Source organism: Enterobacter cloacae complex sp. P38RS (assembly GCF_014930775.1).
GTDB lineage: Bacteria > Pseudomonadota > Gammaproteobacteria > Enterobacterales > Enterobacteriaceae > Enterobacter > Enterobacter bugandensis.
The window spans coordinates 174,480-191,771 of the sequence record NZ_JADBRS010000002.1; the positions used below are offsets into that span (position 1 = coordinate 174,480).

15 protein-coding genes are annotated in these 17,292 nt (G+C 58.3%); 10 read left to right on the plus strand and 5 right to left on the minus strand.

Going from position 1 to position 17,292, the window contains the following annotated elements:
• Nucleotides 1-92 precede the first annotated feature (92 nt).
• On the plus strand, nt 93-1,016 hold the full coding sequence (gene pbpG, locus IM303_RS04350) for a D-alanyl-D-alanine endopeptidase (RefSeq protein ID WP_193359614.1): 924 nt from the start codon (nt 93-95) through the stop codon (nt 1,014-1,016).
• A gap of 96 nt (nt 1,017-1,112) precedes the next feature.
• Here the strand turns inward: pbpG and IM303_RS04355 are convergent, their stop codons facing one another.
• A complete protein-coding gene (locus IM303_RS04355; protein WP_028013845.1) occupies nt 1,113-1,667 on the minus strand; it encodes a GNAT family N-acetyltransferase in 555 nt (184 codons plus the stop codon).
• A gap of 112 nt (nt 1,668-1,779) precedes the next feature.
• Nucleotides 1,780-3,528 carry a D-lactate dehydrogenase gene (gene dld, locus IM303_RS04360; protein ID WP_193359615.1) on the minus strand — a complete coding sequence of 583 codons (1,749 nt, stop codon included), beginning with the start codon at nt 3,526-3,528 and terminating at the stop codon, nt 1,780-1,782.
• Nucleotides 3,529-3,717: 189 nt separating this feature from the next.
• Between dld and bglX the strand changes: the two genes are divergently transcribed.
• The 5 genes from bglX to IM303_RS04385 all read left to right on the plus strand — a co-directional run bounded on the left by bglX (nt 3,718) and on the right by IM303_RS04385 (nt 9,914).
• A complete protein-coding gene (gene bglX / locus IM303_RS04365; RefSeq protein ID WP_193359616.1) occupies nt 3,718-6,015 on the plus strand; it encodes a beta-glucosidase BglX in 2,298 nt (765 codons plus the stop codon).
• Nucleotides 6,016-6,162: 147 nt separating this feature from the next.
• Nucleotides 6,163-7,080, plus strand: coding sequence for an ABC transporter substrate-binding protein (locus IM303_RS04370; RefSeq protein ID WP_193359617.1), 918 nt, complete (start codon nt 6,163-6,165; stop codon nt 7,078-7,080).
• A 12-nt stretch (nt 7,081-7,092) separates the two neighbouring features.
• Nucleotides 7,093-8,250, plus strand: coding sequence for an ABC transporter permease (locus IM303_RS04375; protein ID WP_063155030.1), 1,158 nt, complete (start codon nt 7,093-7,095; stop codon nt 8,248-8,250).
• The gene (locus tag IM303_RS04380; RefSeq protein WP_048957518.1) at nt 8,243-9,193 is read left to right on the plus strand and encodes an ABC transporter ATP-binding protein; all 951 of its coding nucleotides are present in this window, start codon (nt 8,243-8,245) and stop codon (nt 9,191-9,193) included. The genes IM303_RS04375 and IM303_RS04380 overlap by 8 nt, the downstream gene beginning before the upstream one ends.
• Complete coding sequence (locus tag IM303_RS04385; protein WP_150144404.1) at nt 9,177-9,914, plus strand: ABC transporter permease; 738 nt, start codon at nt 9,177-9,179, stop codon at nt 9,912-9,914. The genes IM303_RS04380 and IM303_RS04385 overlap by 17 nt, the downstream gene beginning before the upstream one ends.
• Here the strand turns inward: IM303_RS04385 and IM303_RS04390 are convergent.
• Nucleotides 9,889-10,002 (minus strand): protein YohO, encoded by a 114-nt coding sequence (locus IM303_RS04390; protein WP_008500895.1) that lies wholly within the window; start codon nt 10,000-10,002, stop codon nt 9,889-9,891. The two genes, IM303_RS04385 and IM303_RS04390, sit on opposite strands and share 26 nt — an antisense overlap.
• A 69-nt stretch (nt 10,003-10,071) precedes the next feature.
• Entirely contained in the window at nt 10,072-10,812 is a 741-nt protein-coding gene (mlrA, locus tag IM303_RS04395) for an HTH-type transcriptional regulator MlrA (RefSeq protein ID WP_028013838.1), read from the minus strand.
• A 218-nt stretch (nt 10,813-11,030) separates the two neighbouring features.
• Between mlrA and IM303_RS04400 the strand changes: the two genes are divergently transcribed.
• From IM303_RS04400 to IM303_RS04410, 3 genes are read left to right on the plus strand one after another with little or no spacing between them, the layout of a single operon-like run.
• Nucleotides 11,031-12,716 carry a sensor histidine kinase gene (locus IM303_RS04400; protein ID WP_041909056.1) on the plus strand — a complete coding sequence of 562 codons (1,686 nt, stop codon included), beginning with the start codon at nt 11,031-11,033 and terminating at the stop codon, nt 12,714-12,716.
• Nucleotides 12,710-13,429, plus strand: a complete 720-nt coding sequence (gene btsR / locus IM303_RS04405) for a two-component system response regulator BtsR (protein WP_023312443.1) — start codon at nt 12,710-12,712, stop codon at nt 13,427-13,429. Before IM303_RS04400 ends, btsR begins: the two co-directional genes overlap by 7 nt.
• A 46-nt stretch (nt 13,430-13,475) precedes the next feature.
• A complete protein-coding gene (locus IM303_RS04410; protein ID WP_193359618.1) occupies nt 13,476-13,946 on the plus strand; it encodes a DUF1456 family protein in 471 nt (156 codons plus the stop codon).
• Between the two features lie 31 nt (nt 13,947-13,977).
• Here IM303_RS04410 and metG read toward each other — a convergent pair whose 3' ends face one another.
• Entirely contained in the window at nt 13,978-16,011 is a 2,034-nt protein-coding gene (metG, locus tag IM303_RS04415) for a methionine--tRNA ligase (RefSeq protein WP_193359619.1), read from the minus strand.
• A gap of 137 nt (nt 16,012-16,148) precedes the next feature.
• On the opposite strand from metG, the gene apbC reads away from it, so the two are divergent.
• A complete protein-coding gene (apbC, locus tag IM303_RS04420; protein WP_028013834.1) occupies nt 16,149-17,258 on the plus strand; it encodes an iron-sulfur cluster carrier protein ApbC in 1,110 nt (369 codons plus the stop codon).
• The last annotated feature ends 34 nt before the right edge of the window (nt 17,259-17,292 follow it).

Consider the following 17,292-nt stretch of genomic DNA (forward strand, 5'->3'; position numbering starts at 1 on the left):
GACCGCTATGATGCCGAAGCCAGCCTGTGTTTATCCGTCGACGCAGGCGGTGTACGTCATTACGTGCGTGAATAATTATCAGAAGTCTCACCATGCTGAAATTTCGTGTCTCCTTACTTAGCCTGGCGCTGCTGCTGGGCGCGTCCGCTGCCGTGCCAGCTGTCGCCAAAACGCCCGCGGTGACCACCGCTGCTGCCCAGCCGCAAATTGCGTCCGGCAGCGCGATGATTGTTGATCTCAACACCAATAAGGTGATTTACGCCAGCCACCCGGACCTGGTGCGCCCGATCGCCTCAATAACCAAATTAATGACCGCGATGGTGGTGCTTGATGCTCGCCTGCCGCTGGACGAAAAGCTGAAAGTGGATATCAGCCAAACGCCGGAGATGAAAGGGATCTACTCTCGCGTGCGCCTGAACAGTGAAATTAGCCGTAAAAATATGCTGCTGCTGGCGCTGATGTCGTCCGAAAACCGTGCGGCGGCAAGTCTGGCGCACCACTATCCTGGCGGTTACGATGCTTTTATCCGCGCGATGAACGCCAAAGCCAAAGCGCTGGGGATGAGCAATACTCATTTTGTTGAACCGACGGGGCTGTCGATTAACAACGTCTCGACGGCCCGCGATCTGACGAAACTGCTGATTGCCAGCAAGCAGTACCCGCTGCTCGGCCAGCTCAGCACCACGCGTGAGGACATGGCGACATTCTCGAATCCGTCTTACACGCTGCCGTTTCGCAACACGAACCATCTGGTGTACCGCGAGAACTGGAATATTCAGTTAACCAAAACCGGGTTTACCAATGCGGCAGGCCACTGCCTGGTGATGCGCACCGTGTTTAACGGTAAGCCGGTGGCGCTGGTGGTGATGGATGCCTTCGGGAAATATACCCACTTTGCGGATGCGAGCCGCCTGCGGACCTGGATTGAGACCGGGAAAGTGCAGCCCGTTCCGGCTGCAGCATTGACCTATAAAAAGCAGAAAGCGGAGCAGATGGCGACGGCGCAAAACGATTAGGTAAAAGCAAAACGGTAACATGCGTTACCGTTTTTTATGTTTTCTCCCTCTCCCTGTGGGAGAGGGCCGGGGTGAGGGCACCAGACCGCACTGCGTTTATTCCGGCAGCGTCCAGTCACCGTCGTTGAGCGGGCGCTGCATTATCACCGTATCCCGCCAGTCGCCTTTCTTATACCCCACGCTGCGAAGCTGACCGACAATCTCAAAGCCGTGTTTTTTATGCAGCCGTAACGAGCCGGAATTATTATTACCATCTCCCACAACGGCAATCATCTGCCGCCACGGGCCCTGCTCGCAGCGCGCGATCAGCGCGTTCATTAATGCGGTGCCAAAACCGCGTCCGGTGATGCTGGCATCCACGTAAATCGACTCTTCCAGAGTATAGCGATAGGCCTGACGCGGTCGGTAAGGGGTGGCGTAACAATAGCCCACCACGATGCCGCGATACAGCGCGATGAGCCACGGTAAACCGTTCTCGGCCACGCTTTTCATGCGCTGACGCATTTCGTCGATGGTGGGGGGAACTTCTTCGAATGACGCGCGTCCGTGAAGCACATGCCAGGCATAGATGGCGGCGATGGCATGCACATCATCGGGAAGGGCGTCGCGCACTTCCAGTTCGGTTTCGGATAAAACATCAACAGCCGACATGATGCGCCTGCTCCTCGTTATAGAATGCCGTAGAAACATTTCTCCGGCGACAGACCGCTACTCTATTACGATTAAGGCGCGCTAAACAATCTCTCAAATTTGGCTGTAGGGTTTAATCAGACGCTTGCGTTATGCGCTGCTCCGCGTCTGCACCCTCTTTCCAGTATTTCTTCCGCGTTGTTTTCCCGATCCCGGGGTTCATGCTGTTTGTAGGGTCATTCTCGCGATAAAACTGCTTAAGGGCGTCAGGGGCCTTATAAAGATGCCCGACGTTGTGTTCCGCAGGATATTGTGCGCCACGCTCGCGCAGCAGGGCGAGCATCTGCTCCTTCAGTTCGTGAGCATCTACCCCTTTTTTGACGATATAATCCTGATGGAAGACGTAGCACATAAAATGGCCGTAATAGAGCTTATGCACCAGCTTGCTGTCGATTTCCGGCGGCAGATGCTCAAACCATTCGGTGTCGTTGCGTCGCAGGGCGATATCCAGCGCCAGAATATCTTCCACCTCTTCGGAATGCACCGCCTGGTAACGGATAGCGGCACCCGCCGCGGCGAAGCGGTGCAGGAAGGCTTTGCTGCCTTCTTCCGGCGTGCAGGCAAAGAAATCACCCTCAGCCGTCCTGAAGAACTCGGTCAGCCAGCTCTGCGCTTCGGCGATCCCGTCCCCGGCCATTTTCAGCAGCAGGTGATGTTCGTACTTATCACGCCAGGTTTTCATTCGCTCCGGCAGATGCGCAGGGAAAACGTTGCCCAGCTTCTGCATAAAGCGGTCGGTAAAGTGGGGCTTGAACAGCGGCACTTTCTCCAGCATCGCGTCGGTGCGGCCTTTCATGGTGAAGAAGAACGGCATTTTGTCGGTGCCAAGCTTATCGATCATCAGGAAGGTGTCTTTCCCGTAGCGCTCCGCGATGTCGTAAATATCCCGATGCATGTACTCGCCCGCCACCGGCAGGTGGGTGAATTCGCCCAGAATATGGCGACGAATTTCAGTCAGGACCTCAGGCTGATTGGTGCCGATATAAAATACCTGCTGCGTTTTCTCTGCCGGGAAGGTGTCGAGACGCACCGCAAAAACCGCCAGCTTGCCCGCGCAGCCGGACGATTCAAACAGGCGATCCGGGTCGGCGTTGTAGCGCGCCGGGGTATCGGCCTCGATATCGCGCACGCGGGTGATGTAATCATGGTCGTGCGCGTGGCGACCATCGTGCTGCACGTCTTCGTCCCTCACGCGGTCGTCGTCGAGCTTGCTGAGGATCTGTTCCGGCGTCGCGCCCAGATCGATGCCCAGGTGGTTCACCAGCGTCAGCTTGCCGTTTTCATCAATGCGGGCAAAAAGTGACATTTCGGTATAGGCCGGGCCGCGCTGCACCAGCGAGCCGCCGGAGTTATTGCAGATCCCACCGACCACCGAGGCGCCAATGCAGGAGGAGCCGATCACCGAGTGCGGCTCGCGGCCCAGCGGCTTAAGCGCTTTTTCCAGCGAGTAGAGCGTGGTGCCCGGGAACGCGAGCACCTGCTCGCCTTTGTCCAGCAGGTGCAGCTTGTCGAGGCGCAGGGTGCTGATAATCACGATATCGCGATCGTAATCGTTGCCGTTCGGCGTGGAACCTTCGGTCAGGCCGGTGTTGGCCGCCTGCATTAAAATAATTTTGTCCGCCGCAACGCAGGCGCTCAGCACGCGCCACAGCTCCAGCAGCGTGCCGGGGAAGACCACCGCCAGCGCGTCGCCCTGGCCGGAGCGGAAACCCTTACGGTAGCGGGCGGTTTTGGCCGGGTCGGTAAGCAGGTGAGAGGAGCCAACCAGGCGCGACAGTTCGTTAATAAATGTTTTGTTATCGTCAGTTCGAACAGAAGTCATCTTCCACTCCTTGTGGTGGGGCAAATTTCTCGCTGTAAAGCATAGCGCGATTAACTGTTCAGCGGTCGAGTATTCACGAGAAAAATCAGAGAATAACCCTGCAACGTTCAGAGGGTTTATGGCACACTGCGCTTTTCGCACGGTCTGGCCGGGTGCTTCCCACGGTTATTGATGAGAGAGAATAACAACATGAAATGGCTATGTTCTGTAGGTGTCGCCGTCAGCCTGGCGCTGCAACCTGCGCTGGCAGAGGATTTGTTTGGTAATCACCCGCTCACGCCTGAAGCCCGCGACGCGTTTGTCACGGAGTTGCTTAAGAAGATGACGGTCGATGAAAAAATCGGCCAGCTGCGTCTGATCAGCGTTGGCCCGGATAACCCGAAAGAGGCCATCCGCGAGATGATTAAAGAGAACCAGGTGGGCGCGATTTTTAACACCGTCACCCGCCAGGATATCCGCGCCATGCAGGATCAGGTGATGCAGCTCAGCCGCCTGAAAATCCCGCTGTTCTTCGCCTATGACGTGGTGCACGGCCAACGCACCGTCTTCCCGATCAGCCTCGGCTTAGCCTCCTCGTTTAACCTCGACGCGGTGAAAACCGTCGGGCGCGTGTCGGCCTATGAAGCGGCGGACGACGGCCTGAACATGACCTGGGCACCGATGGTGGACGTCTCGCGCGATCCGCGCTGGGGCCGCGCCTCGGAAGGCTTCGGTGAAGACACCTATTTAACGGCCATGATGGGCAAAACCATGGTGGAAGCGATGCAGGGCAAGAGCCCGGCGGACCGCTACTCGGTGATGACCAGCGTTAAACACTTCGCGGCCTACGGCGCCGTGGAAGGCGGTAAAGAGTACAACACCGTCGACATGAGCCCACAGCGCCTGTTTAACGACTACATGCCGCCGTACAAGGCGGGGCTGGATGCGGGTAGCGGTGCGGTGATGGTGGCGCTGAACTCGCTGAACGGCACGCCTGCGACCTCCGATTCCTGGCTGCTGAAAGACGTGCTGCGCGACCAGTGGGGCTTTAAGGGCATCACCGTTTCCGACCACGGAGCGATTAAAGAGCTGATCAAGCACGGCACGGCGTCCGATCCGGAAGACGCGGTGCGCGTGGCGCTCAAGTCCGGCATCAACATGAGCATGAGCGATGAGTACTACAGCAAATACCTGCCGGGGCTGGTGAAGAGCGGCAAGGTAACGATGGCGGAGCTGGACGATGCCGCGCGCCACGTGCTGAACGTGAAATATGACATGGGGCTGTTTAACGATCCGTACAGCCACCTGGGGCCGAAAGATTCTGACCCGGCGGATACCAACGCCGAAAGCCGCCTGCACCGCAAAGAAGCGCGTGAAGTGGCGCGCGAAAGCCTGGTGCTGCTGAAGAACCGCCTTGACACGCTGCCGCTGAAAAAATCCGGCACTATTGCTGTGGTCGGCCCGCTGGCTGACAGCAAGCGCGACGTGATGGGGAGCTGGTCTGCCGCGGGCGTGGCCGATCAGTCCGTTACCGTCCTGACCGGTATCAAGAGCGCCGTCGGTGAAAACGCCAAAGTGGTGTACGCCAAAGGGGCGAACGTCACCGACGATAAAGACATCGTCACCTTCCTCAACCAGTACGAGGAAGCGGTGAAGGTCGATCCGCGCACGCCGAAGGAGATGATCGACGAAGCGGTCAACGCGGCGAAGCAGTCTGACGTCGTTGTCGCGGTTGTGGGGGAAGCGCAGGGTATGGCGCACGAAGCCTCCAGCCGTACTGACATCACCATCCCGCAGAGCCAGCGCGATTTGATCGCAGCCCTGAAAGCGACCGGCAAGCCGCTGGTGCTGGTGCTGATGAACGGTCGTCCGCTGGCGCTGGTGAAAGAGGACCAGCAGGCTGACGCCATTCTGGAAACCTGGTTCGCCGGCACCGAAGGCGGTAACGCCATCGCCGACGTATTGTTTGGCGATTACAACCCGTCGGGCAAGCTGCCGATGTCCTTCCCGCGCTCCGTCGGGCAGATCCCGGTTTACTACAGCCACCTGAACACCGGCCGCCCGTACAACGCCGACAAGCCGAACAAATACACGTCTCGTTACTTTGACGAAGCTAACGGCCCGCTCTACCCGTTTGGTTATGGCCTGAGCTACACCACCTTCAAGGTCTCTGAGGTGAAAATGTCGGCGCCGAGCCTGAAGCGTGACGGCAAGGTCACCGCCAGCGTCGAGGTGACCAACACCGGCAAGCGTGAAGGGGCAACGGTGATTCAGATGTACGTGCAGGATGTCACCGCCTCGATGAGCCGTCCTGTGAAGCAGCTGCGCGGCTTTGAGAAGGTCAATCTCAAGCCTGGCGAAACCAAAACCATCAGCTTCCCGATTGACGTGGATGCGCTGAAGTTCTGGAACCAGCAGATGAAATATGATGCGGAACCGGGCAAGTTTAACGTCTTTATCGGGGTGGATTCCGCCCGCGTAAATAAAGGCGAGTTCGAGCTGCTGTAACCTTTCCCTCCTTTGCATCCCCCGTCCATCGGGGGATGCGTCTTACCTTATGCTAAAAAGGCATTTTGCCGGGTAAATCCGCCGTTTTAAGCTACGCTTTTCTCTCAAGCCTCTGAAAAAGGCAGCAAAAAAAATGAGGATAGTGGAATGACGATTAAATCGGGGATGGTAGTTTCTGCGGCGCTACTCGCGGCGCTAAGCCTGCCGTTACAGGCGGCGGAGCCGGTAAAAGTGGGCTCAAAGATCGATACCGAGGGCGCGCTGCTCGGGAATATTATTCTCCAGGTGCTGGAAAGCCACGGCGTGAAAACCGTCAATAAAGTTCAGCTGGGTACCACGCCCGTCGTGCGCGGCGCGATTACCTCCGGCGAGCTGGATATCTATCCTGAATATACCGGCAACGGCGCGTTCTTCTTTAAAGAAGAGAACGATCCAGCATGGAAAAACGCCAAAGCTGGCTATGAAAAAGTCAAAAAACTCGACGCGGAACAGAACAAGCTGGTCTGGCTGACCCCAGCCCCGGCCAACAATACCTGGACTATCGCCGTGCGTAAGGACGTGGCGGAGAAAGGGAAGCTCACCTCGCTTGCGGATCTCAGCCGCTACCTGAAAGAGAAGGGCGACTTCAAGCTCGCGGCGTCCGCGGAGTTTATCGAGCGTCCCGACGCGCTCCCTGCATTCGAAAAAGCGTACGACTTCAAGCTCGACCAGGCGCAACTGCTCTCGCTGGCGGGCGGAGATACGGCGGTAACCATTAAGGCGGCGGCGCAGCAAACCTCCGGCGTTAACGCGGCGATGGCCTACGGCACCGACGGCCCGGTCGCGGCGCTGGGCCTGCAAACCCTGACCGATCCAAAAGGCGTTCAGCCGATCTACGCTCCAACCCCGGTTGTGCGTGAGGCGGTGCTGAAAGCCTACCCGGATATTGCTGAATGGCTCAAACCGGTCTTCGAAAAGCTGGATGCAAAAACGCTGCAACAGCTGAATGCCAGCATTGCCGTCGAGGGACTGGATGCCAAAAAAGTGGCCGCCGACTTCCTGAAACAACAAGGGCTTGTGAAGTAACGGGAAAGGGCTGTGCCAATAAAATGTCATAACCGCGTACTGCTGCTGTTGGCCTGCGTGGCCATCGCGGCGGTCGCGTTACCGTTTGTGAACGTCGCGCCTAACCGCCTGATGTCGGGGGAAGGGCGTGCTCTCTGGGACGTATGGTCGTTCACGCCGTGGTGGCTGGCGGCTGCGCTGACCGCGTGGGTTGCACTGTCGCTCTGGCAAGGGCGAACGGCGCAGTGGCTGACGCTGCTGCTCTCGGAAGGTCTCTTTATCGCGCTGTTCTGGAGCGCGGGGCTGGCGGCAACGCATATGGCCTCGGCGGAAAGTCCGCTGGCGAGAACCACGCCAGGCAGCGGCCTGTGGCTCTGGCTGGCTTTGTGTTTACTGGCCAGCAGCGATGCGATTCGTCGTCTCATCGCCAGTTCTGTCTGGCGCTGGGTGCTTAATGCGCAGATATGGTCTATTCCGCTGCTGTTATTGTTCAGCGGTGAACTGAACAACCTCTCGCTGTTAAAAGAGTACGCCAACCGTCAGGAGGTGTTTGATGATGCCCTGGCGCAACATCTGACGATCCTTTTCGGCACGCTGATCCCGGCGCTGCTGATCGGGATACCGCTCGGCATGTGGTGTTATCGTCATCCCTCACGTCAGGGTAGCATCTTTGCCGTGCTCAACGTCATCCAGACCATTCCCTCCGTTGCGCTGTTTGGCCTGCTGATTGCCCCCCTGGCCGGGCTGGTGAAGTCGTTTCCCGCGCTGGGCGCGGTGGGTATCGCCGGAACGGGGTTAACGCCTGCGCTGATTGCGCTGGTGCTGTATGCGCTGCTCCCGCTGGTGCGCGGCGTGGTCGCCGGCTTAAGCCAGGTTGCGCCGGATGTGCTGGAAAGCGCCCATGCGATGGGGATGAGCGCGCGACAGTGTTTCTGGAAGATTCAGCTCCCGCTGGCGCTGCCCCTGCTGCTGCGCAGCCTGCGTGTGGTGGCAGTTCAGACCGTTGGCATGGCGGTGATTGCCGCGCTGATTGGAGCGGGCGGCTTTGGCGCGCTGGTGTTCCAGGGGCTGCTGAGCAGCGCCCTCGATCTGGTGTTGTTAGGCGTAGTCCCTACTATTGCGCTGGCGGTTGTCGTCGACGCCCTGTTTGCCTTATGGCTCGCGCTGCTCAGGAGAAGAGCCAATGATTGAATTTCATGATGTGAGTAAAACCTTTGCAGGCCGCCCGGCGGCAAGCCATCTGAATCTGAACTTTGCCGAGGGGGCATTTTCCGTGCTGATTGGCACTTCGGGCTCGGGAAAATCCACCACGCTGAAGATGATCAACCGGCTGGTGGAGCATGACAGCGGGTTAATTCGCTTTGCCGGGGAAGAGATCCGCAGCCTGCCGGTGCTGGAGCTGCGCCGCCGAATGGGCTATGCCATTCAGTCTATCGGCCTGTTTCCGCACTGGACGGTGGCACAGAACATCGCCACCGTGCTGCAGCTGGAGAAATGGTCGCGGGCTAAAATCGCTGACCGCGTTGATGAATTGATGTCTCTGCTGGGGCTGGAGCCCGCGTTGCGCGACCGCTATCCTCACCAGCTCTCCGGTGGACAACAGCAGCGCGTGGGCGTGGCGCGCGCGCTGGCGGCTAACCCGCAGGTGCTGCTGATGGATGAACCCTTTGGCGCGCTGGATCCCGTTACGCGCGGGGCGCTGCAAACGGAGATGACCCGCATTCACCGCATTCTTGGTCGAACCATCGTCCTCGTGACGCACGATATAGATGAAGCCCTGCGCCTGGCCGACCATCTGGTGCTGATGGACCACGGCGAGGTGGTGCAGCAGGGCGCGCCGCTTGCGCTGCTGACCAGCCCAAAGAATGACTTTGTACGCGAGTTTTTTGGCCGCAGCGAGCTGGGCGTCAGGCTGCTCTCCCTGCGGACGGTCGGAGACTATATGCGCCGGGAGAATGCACCGCCCGGCGGGGAACCGCTACAGGAGCAGATGAGCCTGCGGGATGCCCTCTCCGCGTTTGTCGCGCGACGGTGCGAAGTCCTGCCCGTGGCGGATGTCCGGGGTGCGCCGTGCGGCAGCCTGCATTTTCGCGATCTGCTGGCCGGGGAGGTGACGCGTGAAGGCACTGCGTGATCCGCTCCTCTGGCTGGTAGCGCTCTTTGTCGCCTTACTGTTTCTGATGCCTCACAGCGCGGCGCTGTTTAACACTCTTTTTCCGGGGCTACCGCGGCCAGTGTATCAGCAGGAGAGCTTTATTAACCTTGCCCTGGCGCATCTCTGGCTGGTGGCGCTCTCAAGCGTCATCGCGGTGGTGCTGGGAGTAGGGGCGGGCATCGCGGTCACGCGACCTGCGGGCCGGGAGTTTCGTCCGCTGGTGGAGACGGTTGCGGCCATTGGACAGACGTTTCCGCCGGTGGCGGTGCTGGCGATAGCGGTGCCGGTGATGGGTTTTGGTCAGCAGCCCGCGATTATTGCGCTGATTTTATACGGCGTGTTGCCCGTTCTGCAGGGCACGCTGGCGGGCGTTGCGGCGGTCCCGGCGTCTGTTTTAAGCGTGGCGGAAGGGATGGGGATGAGCCGCTGGCAGCGGCTGCGCAAGGTAGAACTGCCGCTTGCGGCACCGGTTATTATTGCCGGGATCCGCACGTCGGTGATCATTAACATCGGGACGGCGACCATTGCGTCTACGGTCGGTGCCAATACGCTGGGAACGCCGATCATCATCGGCTTAAGCGGGTTTAATACGGCTTATATTGTGCAGGGGGCGGTGCTGGTCGCGCTGGCGGCCATCGTTGTCGATCGCCTTTTTGAGCGGCTGGCGCTGCACCTCAGCCGACACCGCCACGAACGATAAACGAGTATCCTGCAAGCATCACCCCGCCGATACCGCTTACGGCCATCAGGACAAAAAGGGTAATAATGGCGAGTTTGGTTGCCTTCATCATGTGCTCCTGTTGTTAACGGAACAATTATACGGTGAAGCGCAGCTGTTAATGAACCATTAAATGCCGTTATGGCTCATCCGGGCCAAGGGAATAAACCGGATAACCATGCTCACGCCACTCCGTCAGCAGCTGTTGCTGCGTGGCGGACGGCACTTCGCCACACCAGACCAGCAGGGTCTGGCCGTCGAAAAACTCGGGTTTGAGCTGCCCCAGCGAGTGCGCAAGGACATCCACGCGCCAGCCCTTTTGGGTGGCGATCCACGCTTCCAGCCACAGACGGGTGGTATCGTGCACGTTCCAGCCGACCACCAGCGCATCTTTTCCTGCCTTGTTCTTCGCCGAGGCAAGACAGACGGCGATATAGTTGATCAGCACCCCGTCAAGCATGCTGAGCAGCGCCTGCAGGGTAGACTGTTGGCACTGCAGGCGCCGACGGAGCGGAATGAAAAGATGGGTGATAAGCGTTTTCGCCGGATAATCGCGACCCTGCTCTTTGATCCAGGCGCGCAGTCGCTGCAGGTTACCCGCCTGCAGGAGCCGCAGCAGCGTTTCCTGCTGCTCGCGCCAGAGGCGTTGCGTGTCCGGGTCGTCGTGGCTCAGCAGGGACTTCACTTTCCCGACCTGCACCCCGTTGTCGATCCAGCTTTTGATTTCGCGGATCCGGTCGATATCGGCATCGTTGAAAAGGCGATGACCACCGTCCGTCCTCTGTGGTTTGAGCAATCCATACCGTCGCTGCCACGCCCGTAGGGTAACGGGATTGATATCACAAAGGAGTGCCACTTCACCGATTGTGTAAAGCGCCATATTTGCCCCCTGGCTTACGCGTCCCCAGCTTAACTGTAGACCCACTTTGCCGAACCAGGAAGAATTGATTAATTTTTAAACAGATTATGCGAACCATGCACGATGTGCAGAAAAAGATGTGATAACGGACACGATTTTGCGCTTTTTTGGGGCGCTTCAAAGAAAGTTCAGCCGCATCCGTGTATGTTACGCGTTTTTTAGCGTGTGCGGTTTTGAGTATGTACGAGTTTAACCTGGTGCTGCTGTTGCTTCAGCAGATGTGCGTGTTTCTGGTCATTGCCTGGCTGATGAGCAAAACGCGTCTTTTCATTCCGCTGATGCAGGTCACCGTACGCCTGCCGCACAAGCTGCTCTGCTACGTCACCTTTTCTATTTTTTGCATCATGGGGACCTACTTCGGCCTCCACATCGAAGACTCTATTGCTAATACGCGCGCCATCGGCGCGGTGATGGGCGGGCTGCTGGGCGGACCGGTCGTCGGTGGTCTTGTCGGTTTAACCGGTGGGCTGCATCGCTATTCCATGGGCGGAATGACGGCGCTCAGCTGCATGATCTCGACGATCGTCGAAGGGCTGCTTGGTGGCCTGGTGCACAGCTATATGATTAAGCGCGGTCGCCCGGACAAGGTGTTTAGCCCGCTTACCGCCGGGGCCATTACCTTTGTGGCTGAAATGGCGCAGATGGCGATCATTCTGCTGATTGCCCGCCCGTTCGAGGATGCTCTGCACCTGGTCAGCAGTATTGCCGCCCCGATGATGGTGACCAACACCGTCGGCGCGGCGCTGTTTATGCGTATTCTGCTCGACAAGCGCGCCATGTTTGAGAAGTACACCTCGGCCTTTTCCGCCACGGCGCTGAAGGTTGCCGCCTCGACCGAAGGGATCCTGCGTCAGGGGTTTAACGAAGAGAACAGCATGAAGGTTGCGCAGGTGCTCTATAAAGAGCTGGATATCGGCGCGGTGGCCATTACCGATCGTGAAAAGCTGCTGGCGTTTACCGGCACCGGAGACGATCACCACCTGCCGGGCAAACCGATCTCGTCGACCTATACGCTGCGCGCCATTGAAACCGGCGAAGTAGTGTATGCCGACGGTAACGAAGTGCCTTACCGCTGCTCGCTGCATCCGCAGTGCAAGCTGGGCTCCACGCTCGTCATTCCGCTGCGCGGGGAAAATCAGCGGGTGATGGGCACCATCAAGCTGTATGAGGCGAAAAACCGTCTGTTCAGCTCCATCAACCGCACGCTGGGGGAGGGTATCGCCCAGCTTCTTTCCGCGCAAATTCTGGCCGGGCAGTATGAACGGCAGAAAGCCCTGCTGACGCAGTCTGAAATTAAGCTGCTGCATGCCCAGGTCAATCCGCATTTCCTGTTTAATGCCCTCAACACGCTCAAAGCGGTGATCCGCCGCGACAGCGATCAGGCCGCGCAGCTGGTGCAGTTTTTGTCGACCTTTTTCCGTAAAAACCTGAAGCGCCCGTCAGAGATCGTGACCCTCGCCGATGAAATTGAGCACGTGAATGCCTATCTGCAAATTGAGCAGGCGCGGTTTCAGTCCCGCCTGCAGGTGTCGCTCTCCGTTCCGGACGAGCTGGCGTATCAGCATCTTCCGGCCTTTACCCTGCAGCCTATTGTGGAGAACGCCATCAAGCACGGTACCTCGCAGCTGCTGGGGAGAGGGGAGATAACCATTGCCGCCAGCCGTTTTAACCACCATCTGGTGCTGGATATTGAAGATAACGCCGGGCTGTACCAGCCTTCCGCTTCGGGCGGATTAGGGATGAGCCTGGTTGATAAACGTCTGCGCGCCCATTTTGGCGACGACTGTGGCATTACCGTCGCCTGCGAGCCTGACCGTTTTACCCGTATTACCGTTCGACTGCCGCTGGAGGAAAACGCATGTTAAGAGTGCTGATCGTGGATGACGAGCCGCTGGCACGGGAAAACCTGCGCGTTCTGCTGCAGGAGCAGCCAGACATTGAGATTGTGGGGGAGTGCGCCAACGCCATTGAGGCCATCGGTGCGGTGCACAAGCTGCGCCCGGACGTGCTGTTCCTCGACATTCAGATGCCGCGCATCAGCGGGCTGGAGATGGTCGGCATGCTCGACCCGGCGCATCGTCCCTACATCGTGTTTCTGACGGCGTTCGACGAATATGCCGTTAAGGCTTTTGAGGAGCACGCTTTCGATTATTTACTCAAGCCGATTGAAGAGAAGCGGCTGGAAAAAACGCTCACCCGCTTACGCCAGGAGCGAACCGTCCAGGACGTTACGCTGCTGCCGGAAAACCAGCAGCCGCTGAAATTTATCCCCTGCACCGGGCACAGCCGGATTTATCTGCTGCAAATGGATGATGTGGCGTTTGTCAGCAGCCGCCTGAGCGGGGTGTTTGTCACCAGCGCGGAAGGGAACGAAGGGTTTACCGAGCTGACCCTGCGCACGCTGGAGAGCCGCACGCCGCTGATTCGCTGTCACCGTCAGTATCTGGTGAACATGGCGCACCTGAAGGAGATCCGTCTGGAAGATAACGGTCAGGCCGAGCTGGTGCTGCGCGCCGGGCAGACCGTCCCCGTCAGCCGTCGCTATCTGAAAAGTTTGAAAGAGGCGATTGGCCTGTAAAACTGGTACACTGCGCGCCATTGCATCATCGACATTCGAAGGCTCTATGCTAAGTAACGATATTCTTCGTAGCCTGCGCTACACCCTGAAAGCAAACAATAACGACATGGTGCGCATTCTTGCGCTGTGCGACATGGAATCCACGTCTGCAAATTTTGATACCTGGATGACCAAAGAGGACGAAGAGGGCTTCGTCCGCTGCCCGGACATCATTCTGTCGGGTTTTCTGAACGGGCTGATTTACGATAAACGTGGAAAAGATGACTCCGCGCCCGAGCTGGCGCTGGAGCGTCGCGTGAACAACAACACGGTGCTGAAAAAGCTGCGTATCGCCTTCTCGCTGAAAACGGACGATATCCAGGCGATCATGACCGAGCAGAAATACCGCGTGTCGATGCCGGAAATCACTGCCATGATGCGCGCGCCGGACCACAAAAATTACCGCGAGTGCGGCGACCAGTTTCTGCGTAATTTCCTGCGCGGGCTGACCCATCGGGTGCATCACCCGAAACCATAAAAAAAGCCGGAGATTATCTCCGGCTTTTTTGTTATTTCACCTGCTGGCCCGGCTTCGCGCCTTCGTCTGGGCTTAACAGGAAGATATCCTTCCCGCCAGGGCCTGCTGCCATCACCATCCCCTCGGAAATGCCGAAGCGCATTTTGCGCGGCGCCAGGTTAGCGACCATCACGGTTTGACGGCCGATCAGCACCTGCGGGTCCGGGTAGGCAGAACGGATGCCGGAGAAGACGTTGCGCTTCTCGCCGCCGAGATCCAGCGTCAGGCGCAGCAGCTTGTCAGAGCCTTCCACGAATTCTGCGTTTTCAATCAGCGCCACGCGCAGGTCGACCTTAGCGAAGTCATCAAAGGTGATGGTTTCCTGAATCGGATCGTCCGCCAGCGGGCCGGTTACCGGTGCTGCAGCCGCTTTCACCTCTTCTTTAGAGGCTTCGACCAGCGCTTCAACCTGCTTCATCTCGATGCGGTTATACAGCGCCTTAAAGGTGTTCACCTTGTGGCCGAGCAGCGGCTGCGCCATTGCATCCCAGGTCAGTTCGGTGTTCAGGAACGCTTCAGCGCGGGCTGCCAGCTGCGGCAGAACCGGCTTCAGGTACGTCATCAGCACGCGGAACAGGTTGATGCCCATGGAGCAGATGGCCTGCAGATCGGCATCGCGGCCTTCCTGTTTAGCGACAACCCACGGCGCCTGCTCGTCCACATAGCGGTTAGCCAGGTCAGCCAGCGCCATGATTTCACGCACTGCTTTACCGAACTCGCGCGTTTCCCATGCTTCGCCAATGGTGGCTGCCGCGTCGGTGAAGGTTTGGTACAGGGCTGGGTCCGCCAGCTCAGCGGCCATTACGCCGTCAAAGCGCTTGGCGATAAAGCCCGCGTTACGGGACGCAAGGTTCACCACCTTGTTGACGATGTCTGCGTTCACGCGCTGCACGAAATCTTCCAGGTTCAGGTCGATATCGTCGATGCGGGAAGAGAGCTTCGCGGTGTAGTAGTAGCGCAGGCTGTCCGCGTCGAAGTGGTTCAGCCAGGTGCTGGCTTTGATGAACGTCCCGCGGGACTTGGACATTTTCGCGCCGTTCACCGTGACGTAGCCGTGTACGAACAGGTTGGTTGGCTTGCGGAAGTTGCTGCCTTCCAGCATGGCCGGCCAGAACAGGCTGTGGAAGTAAACGATGTCTTTGCCGATGAAGTGGTACAGCTCGGCGGTAGAGTCTTTCTTCCAGTATTCGTCGAAGCTGACGGCGTCGCCACGCTTGTCGCACAGGTTCTTGAAGGAGCCCATGTAGCCGATTGGCGCATCCAGCCAGACGTAGAAATATTTGCCCGGCGCATTCGGGATTTCGAAGCCAAAGTACGGCGCATCGCGGGAGATATCCCACTGCTGCAGGCCGGATTCGAACCACTCCTGCATCTTGTTCGCCACCTGCTCCTGCAGCGCGCCACTGCGGGTCCACGCCTGCAGCATTTCGCTGAAGGACGGCAGGTCGAAGAAGAAGTGCTCGGAATCACGCATCACAGGTGTGGTGCCGGATACCACGGATTTGGGCTCAATCAGTTCGGTCGGGCTGTAGGTCGCGCCGCAGACTTCGCAGTTATCGCCGTACTGATCCGGGGATTTACATTTTGGACAGGTGCCTTTGACGAAACGGTCCGGCAGGAACATGCCTTTTTCCGGATCGTACAGCTGAGAGATAGTACGGTTTTTGATGAAACCGTTCTCTTTCAGACGGGTGTAGATCAGCTCCGACAGCTCGCGGTTTTCGTCGCTGTGCGTGGAGTGATAGTTGTCATAGCTGATGTCAAAGCCAGCAAAATCGGTCTGATGCTCCTGACTCATTTCGTCAATCATCTGCTCCGGGGAAATCCCCAGCTGCTGCGCTTTCAGCATGATCGGCGTGCCGTGGGCATCGTCCGCACAGATGAAGTTAACCTCGTGGCCGCGCATTCGCTGGTAACGGACCCAGACATCAGCCTGGATATGCTCCAGCATGTGGCCGAGGTGGATTGAGCCGTTGGCGTACGGCAGGGCGCACGTTACCAGAATTTTTTTCGCGACTTGAGTCATAGTAGGCATTACTTCTTTTAACTGTGAAAAGGGTTTTCGATATTACCAAAAGGGGCATTATTAAGTAAGCACAAACCACGGCCTTTCAGGTAAACTTGTTTGTCTAAGGTCTTATTCACAAGAACAAAGGAGTCGGGATGAGTTCTCAATCCCAGGCCAAATCACCGGAAGCCTTACGAGCAATGGTCGCCGGGACGCTGGCTAACTTTCAGCATCCAACCCTGAAACATAACCTCACTACGCTGAAAGCGTTGCACCACGTCGCGTGGCTGGACGATACGCTGCACGTTGAAGTGCAGATGCCGTTCGTCTGGACCAGCGCCTTTGACGCGCTGAAAGAGCAGACCAGCGCCGAGCTGCTGCGCATTACCGGTGCGAAAGCGATTGACTGGAAGCTGAGCCACAGCATTGCCACGCTGAAGCGTGTGAAAAATCAGCCGGGCGTCAACGGGGTGAAAAACATCATCGCCGTGAGTTCAGGTAAGGGTGGGGTGGGTAAATCCTCTACCGCCGTCAACCTCGCGCTCGCGCTGGCGGCGGAAGGGGCAAAGGTCGGTATTCTGGATGCCGATATCTACGGTCCGTCTATTCCAAACATGCTGGGTGCGGAAAATCAACGTCCAACCTCGCCGGACGGCACGCATATGGCGCCGATCGTGGCGCACGGTCTGGCGACCAACTCCATCGGTTACCTGGTGACCGACGATAACGCCATGGTCTGGCGCGGCCCGATGGCCAGCAAAGCGCTGCTGCAGATGCTGCAGGAAACGATGTGGCCGGATCTGGATTATCTGGTGCTGGACATGCCGCCGGGCACCGGTGACATTCAGCTGACGCTGGCGCAGAACATCCCGGTAACGGGGGCCGTTGTGGTCACCACGCCGCAGGATATCGCGCTGATCGACGCCAAAAAAGGCATCGTGATGTTCGAGAAAGTGGAAGTGCCGGTGCTCGGCATCGTCGAGAACATGAGCATGCACATCTGCAGCAACTGCGGACACCATGAGCCTATCTTTGGTACGGGTGGGGCGGAAAAACTGGCAGCGCAGTATCACACCCAGCTGTTGGGGCAGATGCCGCTGCATATTTCCTTGCGTGAAGATCTGGACAGCGGGAAGCCGACGGTCGTCAGCCGTCCGGACAGCGAGTTCGCTGAGATGTATCGCCAGCTGGCGGGGCGCGTTGCGGCGCAGCTCTACTGGCAGGGTGAAGTGATCCCGGGTGAAATCGCCTTCCGCGCGGTGTAACCCCCAGCGCTGGATTGCCGGGTGGCGGCTTCGC